The organism is Cupriavidus sp. 01T418, assembly GCF_056398885.1.
On sequence record NZ_JBFTQG010000008.1, the window covers coordinates 117459 to 135147 of the forward strand.

Annotated in this window: 17 protein-coding genes; 8 read left to right on the forward strand and 9 right to left on the reverse strand. The window is 64.8% G+C overall.

Features of this window, described 5'->3' with window-relative positions; all coding sequences use genetic code 11:
* Positions 1-61 precede the first annotated feature (61 nt).
* Positions 62-877 carry a 5'-3' exonuclease gene (locus AC1DQ3_RS11815; RefSeq protein ID WP_477120379.1) on the forward strand — a complete coding sequence of 272 codons (816 nt, stop codon included), beginning with the start codon at positions 62-64 and terminating at the stop codon, positions 875-877.
* A gap of 135 nt (positions 878-1012) precedes the next feature.
* Positions 1013-2212, forward strand: coding sequence for a sodium/glutamate symporter (gene gltS, locus AC1DQ3_RS11820; protein ID WP_477120380.1), 1200 nt, complete (start codon positions 1013-1015; stop codon positions 2210-2212).
* A 52-nt stretch (positions 2213-2264) separates the two neighbouring features.
* On the opposite strand, the gene hpaI is transcribed toward gltS, so the two are convergent.
* The 4 genes from hpaI to AC1DQ3_RS11840 form a co-directional block, all read right to left on the reverse strand.
* On the reverse strand, positions 2265-3068 hold the full coding sequence (gene hpaI / locus AC1DQ3_RS11825; protein WP_477120381.1) for a 4-hydroxy-2-oxoheptanedioate aldolase: 804 nt from the start codon (positions 3066-3068) through the stop codon (positions 2265-2267).
* A 38-nt stretch (positions 3069-3106) separates the two neighbouring features.
* Entirely contained in the window at positions 3107-4579 is a 1473-nt protein-coding gene (locus AC1DQ3_RS11830; RefSeq protein ID WP_477120382.1) for an NAD-dependent succinate-semialdehyde dehydrogenase, read from the reverse strand.
* Between the two features lie 252 nt (positions 4580-4831).
* Positions 4832-6355: a UxaA family hydrolase gene (locus AC1DQ3_RS11835; protein WP_477120383.1), complete on the reverse strand. Its 1524-nt coding sequence runs from the start codon at positions 6353-6355 to the stop codon at positions 4832-4834.
* A gap of 8 nt (positions 6356-6363) precedes the next feature.
* On the reverse strand, positions 6364-7377 hold the full coding sequence (locus AC1DQ3_RS11840) for a tripartite tricarboxylate transporter substrate binding protein (RefSeq protein ID WP_477120384.1): 1014 nt from the start codon (positions 7375-7377) through the stop codon (positions 6364-6366).
* A gap of 179 nt (positions 7378-7556) precedes the next feature.
* On the opposite strand from AC1DQ3_RS11840, the gene AC1DQ3_RS11845 reads away from it, so the two are divergent.
* Both AC1DQ3_RS11845 and AC1DQ3_RS11850 read left to right on the forward strand, forming a co-directional pair.
* Positions 7557-8567 carry a LysR substrate-binding domain-containing protein gene (locus AC1DQ3_RS11845; RefSeq protein WP_477120385.1) on the forward strand — a complete coding sequence of 337 codons (1011 nt, stop codon included), beginning with the start codon at positions 7557-7559 and terminating at the stop codon, positions 8565-8567.
* Positions 8568-8744: 177 nt separating this feature from the next.
* Positions 8745-9515 (forward strand): ferredoxin--NADP reductase, encoded by a 771-nt coding sequence (locus AC1DQ3_RS11850; RefSeq protein WP_477120386.1) that lies wholly within the window; start codon positions 8745-8747, stop codon positions 9513-9515.
* Positions 9516-9624: 109 nt separating this feature from the next.
* Here the strand turns inward: AC1DQ3_RS11850 and AC1DQ3_RS11855 are convergent, their stop codons facing one another.
* The 4 genes from AC1DQ3_RS11855 to AC1DQ3_RS11870 are packed head-to-tail and all read right to left on the reverse strand — an operon-like array spanning position 9625 to position 12604.
* Entirely contained in the window at positions 9625-10359 is a 735-nt protein-coding gene (locus AC1DQ3_RS11855) for a GGDEF domain-containing protein (protein ID WP_477120387.1), read from the reverse strand.
* Between the two features lie 7 nt (positions 10360-10366).
* Positions 10367-10756 (reverse strand): DUF1987 domain-containing protein, encoded by a 390-nt coding sequence (locus AC1DQ3_RS11860; protein WP_477120388.1) that lies wholly within the window; start codon positions 10754-10756, stop codon positions 10367-10369.
* A 21-nt stretch (positions 10757-10777) separates the two neighbouring features.
* Positions 10778-11347 carry a SiaB family protein kinase gene (locus AC1DQ3_RS11865; protein ID WP_477120389.1) on the reverse strand — a complete coding sequence of 190 codons (570 nt, stop codon included), beginning with the start codon at positions 11345-11347 and terminating at the stop codon, positions 10778-10780.
* Positions 11348-11368: 21 nt separating this feature from the next.
* A complete protein-coding gene (locus AC1DQ3_RS11870) occupies positions 11369-12604 on the reverse strand; it encodes a SpoIIE family protein phosphatase (protein WP_477120390.1) in 1236 nt (411 codons plus the stop codon).
* Positions 12605-13136: 532 nt separating this feature from the next.
* Between AC1DQ3_RS11870 and AC1DQ3_RS11875 the strand changes: the two genes are divergently transcribed.
* Complete coding sequence (locus AC1DQ3_RS11875) at positions 13137-13442, forward strand: panthothenate synthetase (protein WP_477120391.1); 306 nt, start codon at positions 13137-13139, stop codon at positions 13440-13442.
* 60 nt (positions 13443-13502) lie between these two features.
* On the opposite strand, the gene AC1DQ3_RS11880 is transcribed toward AC1DQ3_RS11875, so the two are convergent.
* Positions 13503-14438, reverse strand: coding sequence for a LysR family transcriptional regulator (locus tag AC1DQ3_RS11880; RefSeq protein ID WP_477120392.1), 936 nt, complete (start codon positions 14436-14438; stop codon positions 13503-13505).
* A gap of 110 nt (positions 14439-14548) precedes the next feature.
* Here AC1DQ3_RS11880 and AC1DQ3_RS11885 point away from each other — a divergent pair, with 110 nt between their 5' ends.
* The 3 genes from AC1DQ3_RS11885 to AC1DQ3_RS11895 are packed head-to-tail and all read left to right on the forward strand — an operon-like array spanning position 14549 to position 17634.
* Positions 14549-15433 carry a TauD/TfdA dioxygenase family protein gene (locus AC1DQ3_RS11885; RefSeq protein WP_477120393.1) on the forward strand — a complete coding sequence of 295 codons (885 nt, stop codon included), beginning with the start codon at positions 14549-14551 and terminating at the stop codon, positions 15431-15433.
* A gap of 11 nt (positions 15434-15444) precedes the next feature.
* Positions 15445-16587 (forward strand): mandelate racemase/muconate lactonizing enzyme family protein, encoded by a 1143-nt coding sequence (locus AC1DQ3_RS11890; RefSeq protein WP_477120394.1) that lies wholly within the window; start codon positions 15445-15447, stop codon positions 16585-16587.
* Positions 16588-16647: 60 nt separating this feature from the next.
* On the forward strand, positions 16648-17634 hold the full coding sequence (locus tag AC1DQ3_RS11895; RefSeq protein ID WP_477120395.1) for a Bug family tripartite tricarboxylate transporter substrate binding protein: 987 nt from the start codon (positions 16648-16650) through the stop codon (positions 17632-17634).
* Positions 17635-17689 lie beyond the last annotated feature (55 nt).

Consider the following 17689-nt stretch of genomic DNA (forward strand, 5'->3'; position numbering starts at 1 on the left):
AGTTGCGCCATCGCCATGGCGCGTCAGAATAGAGGGTCTGACGGCAAGCATTGCAAGACTAATGAAGCACACACTACTGCTGATCGATGGCCTGAACATCCTGCGCCGGGTCTACGAGGCCAATCCTTCGGAGGATATTCCGGCCAAGGTCGAAGGGGCCGTGCTGTCGGCCCTGGCCTCGTTCCGCCGCGCCCTGGCCGAATGCCGGCCGACGCACGCGCTGGCGGCATTCGATGCCGGCGGCAAGACCTGGCGCCACGCGCTGTATCCCCAGTATCGCCAGCACCGCAAACCCATGGATCCGGAACTGGCGGAGGTCATTCCCGACTTCCGCCTGACGTTGACGGAGGTCCTGGGACTCCAGACCGCCGCGGTTGACGGCTACGAGGCCGACGACATCATCGCCACCGTCTTCTATCGCTGGACCGCGAGCAAGGAAGGGCAGGCGATTCCGGTGAGCACGGACAAGGACGTGCTCCAGCTGATTGCCGACGGCGCGATCGTACGCAACCACTTCGCGACCGCGAAGAACGGCGAGCCGTCCTGGTTCGACGAAAGCTATGTCCAGAACAAGTTCGGCGTTGGCAGCCACCAGCTTGCCGACTACCTCGCCTTGCTGGGGGATGGCACGGACGGGATTCCCGGCGTCGACAAGATCGGGGCGAAAACCGCCGTGAAACTCCTGCAGCGCTATGGCGACCTGGAGACCGTGCTGGCCAACGCCGCCGGGGAAAAGGGCGTGATCGGCAAGAACCTGGCGGAGCAGGCGCACCTGGCCCGGCTATCGCGCCAGTTGCTGTCCCTCAAGACCGATGTCCAGCTTGGCCTGACCTGGAACATGCTGCGCGTGGGCGAGCCGGCGGGGGAGCCTTCCTAAGGTCGGGCGGGGCCCGCTCGCCTTGTTCTCCGCCGGTGCACCGCATCGGGTAAGCCGATCAAGCGTCGGACAAAAAACTTCAGTATCCAATCCCCACATTTGCGGCGCAGACTATCGCAATCCGCGGGAGAGGATATGTTGCAACTCGATACATATGAAACCCTGGTGGCTGCGTCCCTGGTTCTGCTGGCCGGCCGCAAGCTGATCGCCGTCACGCCGTTCTTGAAGACCTATAGCATCCCGGAGCCTGTGGTGGGAGGCCTGGTGGTGGCGCTGGCGCTCTTCGCCGCGCGCTCGCTCGCCGGGCTGGAGGTCGGTTTCGACCTCACCATGCAGACGCCGTTGATGCTGGCGTTCTTTGCCACGCTGGGACTCAGCGCGGATCTCGCCAGTCTTCGCCGGGGAGGCAAGAGCATCGTCATCTTCCTGTTTGTGGTCGTCGGCCTGCTTGTGATGCAGAACGCCATCGGCATCGGCATGGCGACCGCCCTGGGGCTGAAGCCGGTCGTCGGGCTGCTGACGGGGTCCATCACCCTGTCGGGCGGACACGGTACCGGCGTGGCCTGGGGCCACACGTTCGCCAGCCAGTACGGCGTGACGGCGGCCAAGGAGCTGGCCATTGCCTGCGCCACCTTCGGGCTGGTGCTTGGCGGCTTGCTGGGCGGTCCTGTCGCGCGCGCGCTGATGCGAAAGGTCAAGACGCCTGACAGCGCTGCGCATGACCCCAATCCGCTCAACTTCGAAGAGCCGGCGGCGGTGCGCCTGATCACCGCGTCGGCCATGATCGAGACGCTGGCCCTGATACTGGTCTGCCTGACCGCCGGGCAGGCGCTGGCGAATGCCTTGTCCGACAGCACGTTCTCGCTACCCACCTTCGTCTGGGTCTTGTTTATCGGGGTGATCCTGCGCAATGGCCTGGCGGTGCTCGGCTGGTACAGCGTGTTCGACCGCTCGGTCTCCGTGCTGGGCAACGTCAGCCTGTCGATGTTCCTGGCGATGGCGCTGATGAGCCTGCGCCTGTGGGAGCTGTCCGCGCTGGCGCTGCCCTTGCTGGCGATTCTCCTGGTGCAGGCGGCGGCCATGGCAGCTTATGCGATGTTCGTCACTTTCACGGTGATGGGGCGCAACTACGACGCCGTGGTGCTGGCCGCCGGCCATTGCGGCTTTGGCCTGGGCGCGACGCCGACCGCCATCGCCAATATGCAGGCGATCACCGATCGGTTCGGTCCGTCGCACCTGGCCTTCCTGGTTGTGCCCATGGTCGGCGCCTTTTTCATCGACCTGGCCAACGCGATCGTGATCAAGGTCTACCTGCTGCTGCTTGCGACGCCCTAGCGCCTTGTGGCCCGGCGCCATCGGGCTGGTTGTCGAGCGGGCGGCGCTGGGTTCAGTACGCGGCGGACGGAGCGGCCGCGGGTGTGACGCTGGTACCGATGAAGTCCGCCGCCAGCCGGCGCGCGGCGCCAGCATAGACCAGTACGTCCACGCCTGTCGCCACGAAGGTGCAGCCCAGATCCAGATAGCGGCGCGCCAGCGTGGTGTCGGAGGTCAGTGTGCCTGCTGCCTTGCCGCTGGCCACGATGGTGCGCATCGCGCCCTCGATGGCGGCCTGTACCTCGGGGTGGCCGGGGTTGCCGCGATGGCCCATCGAGGCGGCCAGGTCGGCCGGGCCGATAAAGACGCCGTCGACGCCGTCCACGGCGCAGATGGCTTGCAGGTTGCCCAGGGCCTTCACGGTTTCGGCCTGCACCAGCAGGCAGATTTCGTTGTCGGCCACGGCGAGATAATCGGTGCGCGCGCTCCATTGCGAAGCCCGGCCCACGGCGCTGCCGACGCCGCGAATGCCCAGCGGCGGATAGCGGGTGGCGCAGACCAGCGCGGCAGCTTGCTCGGCGGTATCCACCATCGGCACCAGCAGGTTCTTCGCGCCGATATCCAGCAACTGCTTGATCAGCGCCACTTCGCCCGCCACGCAGCGCACCACGGGCTGCGAGCGGTAGGGCGCGATGGCCTGCAGTGCCTGCAGCGTGCCGCGCAGGTCGTTGGGGGCATGTTCGCCGTCGATCAGCAGCCAGTCGAAGCCGGCGGTGGCCGAGACTTCGGCCAGGTAGGGCGATGCCATCGAGAGCCACAGGCCGATCTGGGGCTGGCTGGCCGCCAGTGCGGCCTTGAATGCATTGTGTGCGGGCATGATTGTTCCTTGGCGTCGTGGACCAGGTGCCGTGGCGCTTAGCCGAGCTGGCCCTGGCAGAGATATTTGGTGTGCATGTAGTCGTCCAGCCCGTGGCGCGATCCCTCGCGTCCGTAGCCGGATTCCTTGACGCCGCCGAAGGGCGCCGCCTCCGAGGCGATGGCGCCTTCGTTGATGCCGACGATGCCGGTTTCCAGCGCCTGCGCCACGCGCCAGATGCGCCGCACGTCGTTGGAGTAGAAATAGGCGGCCAGGCCGAACGGGGTGTCGTTGGCGTCGCGGATCACTTCGTCTTCTCCGGTGAAGCGGAACACGGCGGCCACCGGTCCGAAGGTCTCCTCGCACGCAAGCGCCATCGCCGGCGTGGCGTGGGTCAGCACGGTGGGGGCGTAGTAGTGCGGGCCGTCGTCCGGGCGCACCCGTTTGCCGCCGGTGACCACGCGGGCGCCCTTGGCTACGGCGTCTTCCACGTGGCGCGCAATCTTGTCCACCGCGCGGGCGTTGATCATGGGGCCGATTTGGGATGCTTCCTCGGTAGCCGGACCGACGTGCAGGGCGGCCACACGCAGCGCAAGCCGCGCCACGAAGTCGTCGTGCACGCCCGCCTGTACGTAGACGCGGTTGGGGCAGACGCAGGTCTGGCCGCCGTTGCGGAACTTGGAGGCCATCAGGCCGTCGACGGCGGCGTCCAGGTCGGCATCGTCGAACACGATGAAGGGCGCGTTGCCGCCTAGCTCCAGCGAGAGCTTTTTCAGCGTGCCGGCGGACTCGCGGGCCAGGTGCTTGCCCACCGGCGTGGAGCCGGTGAAGGTGATCTTGCGCACGCGGCTGTCGGCGAGCCAGCTGTCGACCACGGCGGGGGTGTTGGCGCGCGAGGCGGTGACGATATTGAGCACGCCGGGGGGCAGGCCGGCCTGTTGGGCAAGATAGACCAGGGCGAGCGCGGTCAGCGGGGTGTCTTCCGCGGGCTTGGCAACTACCGTGCAGCCTGCGGCCAGTGCAGGCGCGATCTTGCGGGCGATCATGGCAAGCGGAAAGTTCCATGGCGTGATGGCTGCCACCACGCCTACCGGCTCCTTGAGTACCAGCATCTTGCGTCCAGGTACCGGCTCGGCGACGATCTCTCCGCTGATGCGGGTGGCTTCCTCGGCAAACCACTCTACATAGGAGGCGCCGTATAGCACTTCGGCGCGGCTTTCCTTGATGGGTTTGCCTTGTTCGGTCGAGATGATCCGGGCGAGGTCTTCCTGGTGTTCGAGGATCAGGGCGTGCCAGCGTTTGATCAGTTGCGCGCGCTCGCGTGCGGGGCGGCGGCTCCAGGTTGGGAAAGCGGCGGCGGCGGCGTTTGTTGCCTGGGCAGCATCCTTGGCGGTGCTGTCCGGGACGGAGGCGAAGATGGTGCCGGTGGCGGGGTTGCTGACGTCCAGGCGGTGACCGTCCTGGCTGTCGCTCGACTCCTTGCCGATGAGGTTCTGGGTGCGCAGTAGGGCGGGGTGGCGGAGGGAAAGCATGACAGTGATAGGGCGTCTGTGGGGGTTGATTGGCGGCTGCTGACTTCAAGGTCAACAGCTTGGAGTCAAGGGCTTGGAGTCAAGGGCAGTGTCACCACCCCTGCGGGGCGGCGCTCTTCTTCGCGGTGGTGTGCTCCCCTCTCCCGCAGGGCGAATGAGGGGGCGGATGAGGGGGGGGCGGATGAGGGGGGGCGGGGGAGAGGACGGGCATTCATGAGCCGTCGTGCCGCACAAAGCCACTGGTTTCGTTCCCTAACTGACAATCCCCAGATGCCAGGGTACAAACTCATTGTCCCCCAGCCCCAGCGCCTCACTCTTGGTCGGCTGGCCGGAAGCCGCCCGCAGGATATGTTCAAAGATCCGCTGCCCCATCTGCTCAACACTCAACTCGCCGTCCAGCACCAGCCCGCAGTTGATATCCATATCGCCTTCGAGCCGTCTGTACATGGGCGTATTGCTCGCGAGCTTGATGGTGGGCGCGGGCTTGGAGCCGAACATCGAGCCGCGCCCGGTGGTGAAGCAGATCAGGTTGGCGCCACTGGCGATCTGGCCGGTGGCCGCCACCGGATCGTAGCCCGGCGAGTCCATGAAGACGAGGCCCGCTTGCTCGATCGGCTCGGCGTATTCATAGACCGCCTGCAGCGGCGTGGTGCCGCCCTTCATGGCGGATCCCAGCGATTTCTCGAAGATGTTGGCCAGGCCGCCCTGCTGGTTGCCGTGGCCGACCACGCCGTTGAACTGGGCGTTCTGGCCGGCGGTGTAGCGCTCCCACCAGGCCAGGCGGTCCAGCAGTTTCTGGCCGACTTCGGGCGTCACGGCGCGGCGCGTGAGCATGTATTCCACGCCGTGGATCTCGGGGGTTTCCGACAGGATGGCGGTGCCGCCGTGGCGGACCAGGATATCCATGGCGGCGCCCAGCGCGGGGTTGGCGCTGATGCCAGAGAAGCCGTCCGAGCCGCCGCATTCCAACCCGATCTTCAGGTGGCTGGCGCTTACCGGCTGGCGTACCGCGGCGTTGGCGCCCGGCAGCATCGCTTCGATCGCGTGGATGCCGGCCTGGATGGTGGCTGCGGTGCCGCCGGTATCCTGCATGACCATGGTGCGGACGTGGCTGCCCGGCACCAGGCCCTGCGATTCCACCAGCCCCGCCACCTGGTTGCGCTCGCAACCCAGGCCCACGATCAGCACGCCGGCCAGGTTGGGGTGGCGCGCGTAGCCGGCCAGCGTGCGGCGCAGTACGTCGAAGTGCTCGCTCGGCGAGGACATGCCGCAGCCGCTGGTTTGCGCAAAGGCGACCACGCCATCCACATTGGGATACGCCGCCATGCGCTCCGGCGTGAAGTGGTCGGCGATATGCCGGATCACCGTGGCCGAGCAGTTCACCGACGACAGGATGCCGATGAAGTTGCGCGTGCCGACGCGGCCGTCGGGCCGCACGAAGCCCATGAAGCTGGCGCGCTCGGCCTCGGGCACATAGTCCACCGGACGCACGTCCTCGCAAAAGCCGGGGTCGCGGTAGAAATCCACCAGCGCCAGGTTATGCGAATGCACGTGGTCGCCGGCCTCGATATCGCGCTCGGTCACGCCGATCACGGTGTCGAACTTGCGCACCTGCGTGCCTTTGGCAATCGCGCAGGCGGCAATCTTGTGCCCGGCGGGCACTTGCGCGCGCACGCGCAGGCCCAGCTCGGGAAGGCTCTGGCCGAGGCTCAGGGCGTCCCGCGCGATCAGCACGTTATCGTTCGCATGCAGTCGGATCAGGGCAGCGGATTTCACGGGGGCGGTCAACCTTGTTGCAGCAGCTCTTTGAGCTTGAGGCGCTGGATCAGATGGGTTTCCTGGTCGTACACGGTGCTGATGTAGCGCTTGTATTCCGGGCCGTCCAGGTACATGACAGGCGCGTCGATGCGGCTCGCGACCTGCTGGAACTCCTTGCTGGCCACGGCTTGCCTGAAGGCGTCCCGCAGCTTCTTTTCCACGGCGGGATCGAGTCCCACCGGCGCGCCGATGCCATTGGGCGCTTCCACCACCACCTTGTAGCCCAGCTCCTTGAGCGTGGGCGTGTCCTTGAAGCGGGGCGTGCGCTGCTCGCCCCAGGTCGCCAGCAGGCGTAGCTTGCCGGCTTCCACATGGGGCGCCCAGGAACTGGAGTCGGCCAGCAGGTCGACCTGCCCTGCGAGCACGTCCTGCAGGGCCTGCGCGCCGCCCTTGTAAGCGATGGCATTGAAGCGGATGCCGGCGGCCTGCGCGAATTCCTCCATGCCCACGTGGGTGGCGCCGCCGATGCCGGCGTGCGCGTAGGTGAGCTTGCCGGGATGGGCCTTGGCTTCTGCGACCACGTCCTGCAGCGACTTGAAGCGCGAGTTCGCGGGTACTGCAATGCCGAAGGTCTGGCCCGAGGTGCGGGCGAGATAGGTGAGTTCGGTGCGCGGATCGAGCTGCAGCATGCCGAGCTGCGAGAAGCGAGTCACCGAGATCGGGATCTGGCCGATGGTGTAGCCGTCCGGCTTGGCGCGGGCCAGCGCCTTGGTGCCGATCATGCCCGACGCGCCGGCACGGTTTTCCACCACGATCGATTGCTTGAGTACGCCCGACGCCACCTGGCAGAGCGTGCGCATCGACTGGTCGGCGGTGCCGCCGACGGGCCAGGGGCAGATAAAGGTGATGGGACGTTCCGGATACTCGGCAGCCCGCGCGAAGCCCGGCAGCAGCAGGCTTGCCGTGCCGGCCGTGGCGGCCGCGGCACCGCCGATGAGCAGGCGGCGCCGCCCGGGATTGATGCCGTGGGGTGCGGTCATGTGTCGTCCTCGCAGGATGTCGTTATTGGCGTAGTTATTGGTCATGGGCCCGATGGCAATGTTCATCGGTCAGGCTGGATTGTGGCAAGGCGCTTCATAACAATCCAATCAAAGATCGGAATGGCTTCATAACCTCAAGGTTAAGTAGAAGTTAAGCAGGAGTTAAGTAGAATCCCCCCATGCCCCAGATCGACCGCGCGCTGCGCTCCAATATCAAGCTACGCCACCTGCAGCTGCTGGTGGCGCTGGACGAATTCCGCCATCTCGGCCACACCGCGGACTTCCTCTCCGTGAGCCAACCGGCCGTCTCCAAGATGCTCACCGAGGTGGAGAAAGCGCTCGGCCTGACGCTCTTCACGCGCTCCACGCGCGGCACGGAGCCCACGCCGGCCGGTGCATCGCTGGTGCGTTTTGCGCGTTCAGTGCTGGCGCAATACGAGCGCACCCGCGACGAGATCGCCGCCGAGGCCAGCGGCGCGGCGGGGCGCACGCGGGTGGGCTCGATGGGCGCGGCCTTGCCGGTGCTGCTGGCGCAGGCGGTCGGCCTGCTCAAGCAGCGTTCCGCGCAGGCTACCGTGCTGGTGGAGGAAGGCGACCTGCCGCACCTGCTGCCCAAGCTGCGCATCAGTGAACTGGATCTCATCATCGGGAGGCTGGAGCCCGGCTATGCCGCGCCGGACCTGGTCACCGAACCGTTGTATAACGAGCCGATGGTGGCGGTGGTGCGCCGCGGCCACCCGCTGGAGCGCAAGCGCACGCCCGGCTGGGCGGACCTGGCCGGCATGCCTTGCGTGGTGCCGCCGCCGTGGGCGTCGCTGCGGGTCAAGCTCGAACAGGAGTTCTATCGCCACGGGCTGCAGCCGCCCACGGACCTGATCGAGACCTCCTCCTACCTGGCGATTTCCACCTTCGTCACGCAACGCGACGCGGTGGGCTTCCTGGCGAGGTCGGTGGGGCAGCAGTTCGAGCGGGAAGGGCACTTCCACATCCTGCCCATGGACGTGCCGCTCGAACTGCCGCCCGTCGGCGTGATCACGCTGCGCGAGGGGCGGCCCACGCCCAGCAGCCTGCAACTGGTCGAGTGCCTGCACGCGGCCGCCGGGCAATTCGCCGTGCAGGGCCCTGTCAAGGCCGGCCTGGGGCGGAAAACGCGGGGCGTGGGGCTAAAACCACCCCCTGAGCATGGATGAATCGGGACGCGCCCTGCGTTTTCTTCTAAAATCCGCTATCTTCTCACCTTGATCGGCGCGTCTTCCAGCCTTCGGACCGGAGCCCGCCTTGTTGAACGCAACCGGCAAGCTAACGCCCAGCCACTGGCATCAGGCCCATCGACGCCGGCGCTATCCAGCGCTCTACGCGCTTTATTCATGAGCAATCTCAACCAGCAAGCCATCCTCTCCGTCCACCACTGGACCGACACGCTCTTCAGCTTCACCTGCACCCGCGACCCCGGCTTCCGTTTCGAAAACGGCCAGTTCGCCATGGTCGGCCTGGAAGTGAACGGTCGTCCGCTTCTGCGTGCCTATAGCATTGCCAGCGCGAACTACGAGGAAACGCTGGAATTCTTCAGCATCAAGGTGCCCGACGGCCCCCTGACTTCCCGCCTTCAGCACCTGAAGGAAGGCGACCAGATCTTTGTCGGCAAGAAGCCCACCGGCACGCTGCTGGTCGACAACCTGCTGCCCGGCAAGACCCTTTGGCTGCTGGCCACAGGCACCGGCCTGGCCCCGTTCCTGTCGATCATCCGCGACCCGGAAGTGTACGAGCGTTATGACAAAGTCGTGCTGACCCACACCTGCCGCTTTGTCGAGGAACTGGCTTATCGCGAGCTGATCCAGGAACACCTGCCGCAGCACGAGCACCTGGGCGATCTGATCCGCGAAAAGCTGGTGTATTTCCCCACCGTGACCCGCGAAGAATTTGACAACCAGGGCCGGATCACCGACCTGATCGCCAACGGCGAGCYGTTCGAGCGCCTGGGCGTGGAGCCGTTCTCCCTGGAAAACGACCGGATCATGCTGTGCGGCAGCCCGGACATGCTCAAGGACATCCGCACGATGCTGACTGAACAGCATTTTACGGAAGGCAATATGAGCGAACCGGGCCACTTTGTGCTTGAAAAGGCATTTGTAGGCTGAGCGTTCAGCCACGGAGCGCTATAACGATCACCGGGGCTCCCCGGTAATCGCTTAATCCTGCTGGCGGGACCCATATTCCCATGCCACCAGCGGGCCGCCGCGCAACGTCTCAGTGCAGCGGCACGACGAGCTCGGACTCAGGCAGGCTGACAACCCGGTTGCGGCCGCTGCGCTTGGCCTGGTACAGCGCCTCGTCCGCGCGCGCATACGCCTGTTCGAACGTCGTTCCGGGCCGATTCCAGCTCACGCCGAAGCTCGCCGTGACCTGCAGGCCCGGCACCGGGAACGCATGGTTGGCGATACGCAGCCGCATGCGTTCGGCAAGCGTTACGGCGGCGTCGAGCGAACGTCCCGGCAGTAGCGCCGCGAATTCCTCGCCGCCCACCCGGCCGATCAGCCCGCCATCCGGCACTGCCTGTTCCAGGCAGTCGACAACGCCACAGATCACGGTGTCGCCCACCGGGTGGCCAAGCGTGTCGTTGACCCGTTTGAAATAGTCGATATCGAGCACGATCAGCGCCAGGCCTTCGGCGGCAAGGAACGCGCCGGCCCGTTCGATGATGGCGCCGCGGTTCAGCGCGCCGGTGAGCGTGTCGCGCGTCGCGCGGAACTCCAGTTCGCGCGCCAGGTCCTGCAACCGATGATTGAGCCGGTTCATTTCCAGTTCTTCGCGGTCGCTGCGCCGTATCAGGCGCCGCGTTTCGCGCATCAGCCGCTCGTAGTAGCCGATCAGGTCGCCGAGCTTGTCGCGGTACGCCTGGGCACCCGCGTCGGGATTTGAGAACACTGCCCTGGCATCGGCCAGGACGGTGTTCTCCAACTCGAAAAGATCTGGCTCGGTCATATGCAGTTCAGCTTGTCGTCGTGGCGTGGTCGAAGAACACAATGGCCGGGAAATCGGCGTGCAGGTCCTGCCCGAATTCCAGGATGGTGTCGTCGTCCACGTCGTGATACCAGTGCAATATCACCCGGTTGCCCTTGTCGGCCGCATCGTTCATGGCATCGAACATGCTGAACAGCACCTTGGTGCTGGAGCTGTTGAAATACGTCAACGCCACATGGACGGTGACTTCCGTATCCTCGCAGGCGGCCAGGTATTTGCGCAGGCGCAGGATCAAGTCGCCGTAGAACACCGCGGCATTCTCCGGGTAGGATTCGCCCTTGAGGGAGAGGGTGTGCTGCTTGAAATCGAAGCTCACCTCGGGCGAGGTCGGCGTGGCGGCAATGAACAGGTTTTCCATCAGGTTCCCTTTCGATCCCGTTCAGATGGTGGCGGTAAGAAAGAACATCGTCGATGCCGGATCCGTGTCGATAGGCTGGAAGCCATACTCCAGCGGTGCACTGGCGTCGCGGGCCACCGTGAGGAAGCCGAGGCCGGCGCCCTTGCTGCCTTCCGGTGCCTCGGCCCGCATGGTTTCCTTGTACGCCTGCTTGATCTGGTCCAGCGTCATGCTGCGCAAGGGCTCCAGCGCGGCGCGCAACTGCCCGACCCGGGTGAGCGCCACCGGGTTGGAGCACATCAGCCGGTAGCGGTCCTCGACCATGCTGATGCAGACCGAGCCGTGCCGCAGCTGGTTGCTGTCCTGGGTGGGCGGGGTCAGCGCATCGGACGAGTAATGAACGATGTTCTGCGCCATCTCCACGAAGGAAGAAAACAGCTTGCGCCGCGTCGATCCGTCGACGCCGCTTACCGTCAACTGCAGCCGCACCGCGTCCGACATGGCCGCGATGATGTTCTGGGAGAAATAGCCGACGTAGTAGAAGATCACGTTGCGCTCCCTGGCCACTTCGAAGAATGCCCCATATTCGTTGTCAATCGGATTACCGTTCATCTCTGGACTATTGAACGCGGACTATTGAACGCGAAAGCAGAAAAAAGTGAGATCGTCGCGGCGGCGCTGATGGCCTTGCCACGCGCGATACCGGTCCAGCACGGTCTGGTTGATCCGCGCCGCGGGTTCATCCCGGCTGGCGCGGACGGCCTCGCGGATGCGCCGTTTGCCAAAGGCGATGTCCTTGGGACCGCCGATCTGGTCGATCAGGCCATCGGTTGTCACGAACACCACGCTGCCGGACTGGGTCTGGACGATGCGGTTGTGCCAGGCGAAATCCATATCGGTATCGACATAGCCCACTCCCATGCGCTCCCCGTCCACCATCTCCCCATCCTCGTCATCGGGGTGGAGCACGAACAGGGCGCTCTTGGCGCCGGCGAACGCGAGGCGCCGGCTGGTGTTGTCGAACCAGAAGAAGGCTGCATCCATGCCGTCGTTCGATTCGGGCGATTCGTCATGGCGCTCGCTCTGGCCCAGCATCTGCTTGATGCCCCGGTTGACGGCCATCAGCAGCGCGCCGGGGTCGCGCGGACCCTGTTGCTCGATCGCCTTGATCAGGATGGACGAGGCAATCAGTGTCATGAACGCGCCCGGCACGCCGTGGCCGGTGCAATCTGCCAGGGCTGCGAACCAGCCGTCGTCGAAGGCGGCAAAGTGGTAGAAGTCGCCGCCGACCACATCGCGCGGCTCCCACACCAGGCCAGCGTCGGCGAGGGTCCTGGCCAGGACCTCGCGCGAGGGGCGCAGCATCGCGCGCTGGATGATGCTGGCGTAGTCGATGCTGTGCATGATCTGCCGGTTCTTCTCGGCCTGCATGTCGGCTACCAGGCGCATCAGCTGCAAGCCGCGCCCCTGGCCCAGGTAACGGCCATCCCGCGCGATGATGAAGCCATCGGCCAGCGCCTTTTCGCCGACCTCCACCGCCTTGAAGGTCAGGTCCTCGATGCTCATGCCGGCATCCACCACCAGCGGCTCCTTGTCCATGAAGGCGATGCAGCTCTTGCGGTTGTATAGCTCGCGGTGATAGGGCTTGCTCATCTGCGACATGAAGATCGCACGGTTGATCAAGCCGATCGGCCGGTCGTTCTCGGTCACGGGCAGGCAGGCCAGATCCCGGTGCTTGCCGAACACTTCCAGCACGTCGTGGTTGGTCTGCTCCGTCGTCACCGACGGCGTGGCTATGCAGAGATCCTCGGCGCAAGGCTGCCGGAAACGCGAACGAGCCACGAGGGCATCAACCGGAGCGTCGGACATCGCCAAGGAAGTTGGGTGATCTGGAAACCGCCGATTGTATGGCATTCGCGTGTCGGTAATGTGACACCTGGGCGGTCGTTGGTGGCGCGGGATGTTTTGGCGCTTTTTAGCTGCTGGTGCTGTGCGTAACCGGAATTGGCTGGACCGGGTGCGCTTTTGCTGGACCGGAAATACGGAATCAGCTGAATTGCCGGGCAGCCGGTGCAGGCGAGTGCTCAACATGGATCGAAGGCGCATCCGTAGCCTGGCCGGCACCGGCACCGGCACCGGCACCGGCAGAAGATGGGAAGTTCGCCTGCGGGCTTGGCGATCCCGCTGTCAGTGCGATACCGCACGTGCGCAGCAACGCGAATTCTGGACACCCAGCGACTATCAGCTAACTTGAAAGCCTCGTGCCGCTTCGATGAGGTTGTGAGCGCGCTGCCGGGGCTCTTCACGCTGGGCCTGAAGGTAAGCGCGGATTCCATGGGATGACGCCAGCGCGTTCGAATCGCCTGGCGAAGATCCCCACGTTCAATCAAGGAGGTTGACCATGCGCATGCTTCTTAACGTACGAATACCTCACGAGCCATTCAATACGTTTGTGCGGGATGGCACCATCGGGGACGTGATGGGGCGGATTCTCGCAGAGGCAAAGCCAGAGGCCGCCTACTTTACTGAGCAGAACGGGACGCGCGGAGCGATTCTGGTTGTCAATCTCGATGAGCCATCGCAGATTCCGGCATTCGCAGAACCTTGGTTTTTGATGCTCAATGCCGATTGCGAATTTCGCGTGGTGATGGCACCTGAAGACCTTAAGAAGGCTGGGCTGGAAAATCTTGGATCGAAGTGGAAATAGCGAGCGAGGAACCTGGCCGCGCCGATATCGATGCCCGAGACGGCCTGAGCACGATCGGCTTCAACGAGCAGAGTTGACTAGCGGGCTCTTTCGCTTTTGCGCGAATTCACTGCAGAGATCGAGAAATGCCTTGGCGGCCGGCGACGGCGTGCGGGCCTTGAGCGTAATCGCGCAGATGGTCCGCTGTATCTCGGGATGTGTGATGCGCCGGTAGGTGACCTGTCCGACCCTGACCAGGGGCAGGAGAGACAGCGGCAATACCCCCGCGCAAAGGCGATTGGCGACAAAGCCGATAACGGTACTCGCATGCTCCACCTCAAAGGCCGGACGGAGCGCGCCGCCTTGTTGCAGGAAGGCGGCTTCCATCAGGTGGCGCACACTGCTGGTGCTCTTCAGGGACACCAGGCGGTGAGGCTGCAATTGCCGCCAGGTCACAGTACGGGACTGCGCAAGCGGGTGCTCGGAGTGGCAGAGCAGCACCAGACTGTCTTGAAACAGCTCGCGATGCACCAGGTCGTGCAGGTCGTATTCGTCGGACTTGACGGGCGCCAGCGCGAGGTTGACCATGCCTTGCCGCACCATCTCGATCGAGACGTCCGACAGTACGTCATGTACCTGCAGGACGACACCGGGGTACGCCGCCTCGAACGCCACAATCACCTCAGGCAGGAATGCAGCCGCCAGCGAAGGCGAGGCCGCAATCACCAGACGTCCCCGCTTGCCATCGACGAAATCGCGCACTGCCGCGAAAGCGCCGTCGAAGTTCTCGAACAGGCCTTCCACGATACCCAGCAGTTCCACACCCACGGGGGTCAATGCAACGTGCCGCGTGGTGCGGTCAAAGAGTTGCGCCTCGATCTGCTCCTCCAGCTTGCGCACTGTGGCGCTCAGCGCCGGCTGGGATAAATGGACCTGCCGGGCGGCCTCGCTGAAGCTGAGCGTACGTCCGACCGCGAGGAAGGCTTCGAGTTGCCGTAGCGTGATCTTCGATTTCATGGATATATATCGTGGACAAATAAATCTATCACATAATGAAATTGGACGGATAAATTCATTGGCCCTAATGTGGAGGTCATTCCCAACCGCCAGGCGCAAGGAAATCCACCATGGCCGAAGCCGCACTCGCCGTCTCCTCCATTGAAATAGTCCCCTCGGGCAAGGCGCTTGGCGCCGATGTCATCGGTGTCGACATCAAGCAGGACCTGTCCGCCGAAGAACTCCGGCAAGTCAGGCAGGCCTGGGCCGAGCACCTCGTGCTGCGCTTTCGCGGCAATGGCGAAGTGCCATTGCAGAAGCTTGCAGACTTTTCGCGATGGTTCGGCGACCTCGATCGCGCTCCCGTGGCGAGCCGGAAGATGGGCAAGGACTTCGCCTGGCAGCATCCGGAAATCACGGTGATCTCGAATGTCGTCGTCGACGGCAAGCCGGTGGGCGGGCTGGGATCGTATGAAGCAGTCTGGCATTCGGACATGACGTACAACGCCACGCCTCCCAAGGGCAGCGCCCTTTATGCGGTGGAGATTCCGCCGAGCGGCGGCGACACGCATTTCGCCAATATGTACCTCGCCTACGAGACCCTGCCGGCCGACCTCAAGGCACGGGTGGAACACCTGCACTGCGTGCATGACGCGAGCCGCAACAGCGCGGGGGAGTTGCGCATGGGCTTTGCCGACATCACGGATCCTCGTCATACGGTTGGCGCCGTGCATCCGGTGGTGCGCACGCATCCGGTCACAGGCAAGCGCTGCCTGTTTCTCGGGCGCCGCCGCAATGCCTGCCTGCCCGGCCAGCCGCTCGAGGAAAGCGAGGCGCTGCTCGATGCCCTTTGGGCCCATGCCACACGGCCGGAATTCGTCTGGGCCCAGCAATGGCAGCTTGGCGACGTGATCCTGTGGGATAACCGTTGCACCATGCACCGGCGCGACAGCTTCGACCCCTCCACGCGGCGCCTGATGTACCGCACGCAGATTACCGGCGAGGCCGTGATTTGAGGAGCGCGGCCATGCATGCATTACCTGACTTGGCGTGTACCTCCGGTTTTCCCTGGAGCGCCGCTGGGACCATCGATCACGTTACCGTGCGCCATCTCGCTTTCCCGCTGAGCGCGCCTTACCGCTTGTCGTCGGGCGACCTGACGCTGTTCGATCCCATCGTGATCGAGATCCGGGACAGCAACGGACACTGCGGCTGGGGTGAGGCCCTGATCATTCCAGGCTATACGCATGAGTCCGTGGAAGGCGCATGGCAAGTGGCCGGCACGCTGGCCGAGCGGATTGTCGGGGTGCCCTTCGACCGGGCTGCGGCACTGGCGAAGGCATGGATCCTGCCCAATCCTGGCGTGGTCAGCGCCATCCTCGCGGCGCTCGACATGCTGGCTGGCGAGCCGATGCTGCAGGTCCGGCGGGATGTGGAGGTTCCACTGCTGGCGCCTTGCCAGGAGCATGAGGCGGCGCGCATCCGGGATGAGGTCGACAGTCTGGTAGAGCAGGGGTTCCGCACGCTGAAGGTAAAGGTCGGCTATGCCTGGCAGGACGACCTCGACCGGCTGGAGACGATCCAGGCTGCCGTGGCCGGGCGCGCCAGCTTGCGGCTGGACGCCAACCGCGGCTTCAGCCGCACGGACGGCATCGCCTTTGCCCGGCGTTTGCAGCCGCAAGGCATAGAGTTGCTGGAACAACCCTGCGGCGCCGAAGACTGGGCCGACAACGCCGCCGTGGCGGCGGCATCGGCTGTGCCGGTCATGCTCGACGAGTCCATCTATGGCCTGGAGGAAATCGAGCGTGCGGCCACCATCGGCAATGTGGGCTTCGTCAAGCTGAAGCTCAAGAAGGTCGGCAGCGCCGGGATGCTGTGCGATGCGCTGCACCGCATCCGCGAGCTCGGCATGACGCCGGTGATGGGCGACGGTGTTTCCATCGAGATCGGTTGCTGGATGGAGGCTTGCGTGGCCGTACACACGATCGACAACGCGGGAGAAATGAATGGCTTTCTAAAAGTGAGCCAGCGCCTGTTTGCGAATCCGCTGGAGTTCGGCCAGGGCGCCATCAGGCTGCGCGCCGGCTATTGGCCGGAGATCGACCGCGATGTGCTGGCCTTTCATACGCGCGACAGCAAGGCGTTCCACGTGCGGCCCACGCGACGCTAAGACGCTGCGACAAGCGTAGCGCCGCAGAGAAGGCGCACGCGGATGCTTCAGGAGACAACCATGAATATGACCCTATTGCGCCATTCGATGGTCCGTGGGCTCGGCGCGCTCATGATGGCGGTCAGCGCCGGCCTGGCGATGGCAGGTACCTTCCCGGACCGGCCTGTCAGGCTGGTCGTGGCGGGCCCGCCCTCCGGCGGCACCGACTTCCTGGCCCGCGTCCTGGCGGAGCGCCTGACAGTGATCTGGAAGCAGCCGGTCGTGGTGGAAAATCGCGCCGGCGCTTCGGGCCTGATCGGCACGAAGTATGTCCAGACGGCGCCGGCGGACGGCTACACGCTGATCCTCGGGCATGCGGCAACCCACGCCATCGTGCCGGCCATGCATCATCCGAGCCCGTACGACCCCATCAACGACTTCACGCCAATCAGCCTGGTAGCAACCGCGCCGGAAGTGTTGGTGGTGGCGGAGAACTCTCCCATCAAGTCGCTGCGTGAGCTGCTTGCGGCCGCCAAGGCCCGGCCCGGCACCATAACCTACGGATCGCCCGGTATCGGGCTGCCGCAGCACTTGCTGGGTTATCGCATGGCACAGCTTGCCGGCGTGGACATGCGCCACGTGCCTTACCGCGGCAGCAACCCCGCCCTGACCGACCTGATCGGCGGCCAGATCAGCGCGATGGTGGTGACGACTGGCGCGGTCATGCCGTTCATCAAGGACGGCAGGGTACGGCCCATTGCGGTGAACTCGGCGCAGCGTTCGCCATTGTTGCCGGAGGTGCCCACTTTTGGCGAGCAGGGCATGCCCGAGTTACAGCAACTCGGCTGGTTCGGCGTGTTCGCGCCCGCGAAGGTGCCGCCGGAGGTAGTGAGCACCCTGAACAGCGCCATCGTCAAGGTGCTGTCCGCGCCGGACGTCCGGGCAAGAATCGCGGCACTATACGTGGATCCCGTAAGCGATACGCCGGAAGAATTTGCTGCCTTCCATCGCGAGGAAGTGCGCAAGTGGGCCCAAATCGTCAAGCAGTCCGGCGTGCGCGCCGAATAACCCAAGTAGCCCGAGTAGTTCAAGTAGTTCAAGTAGCCCAAGTAGCCTGGATAGA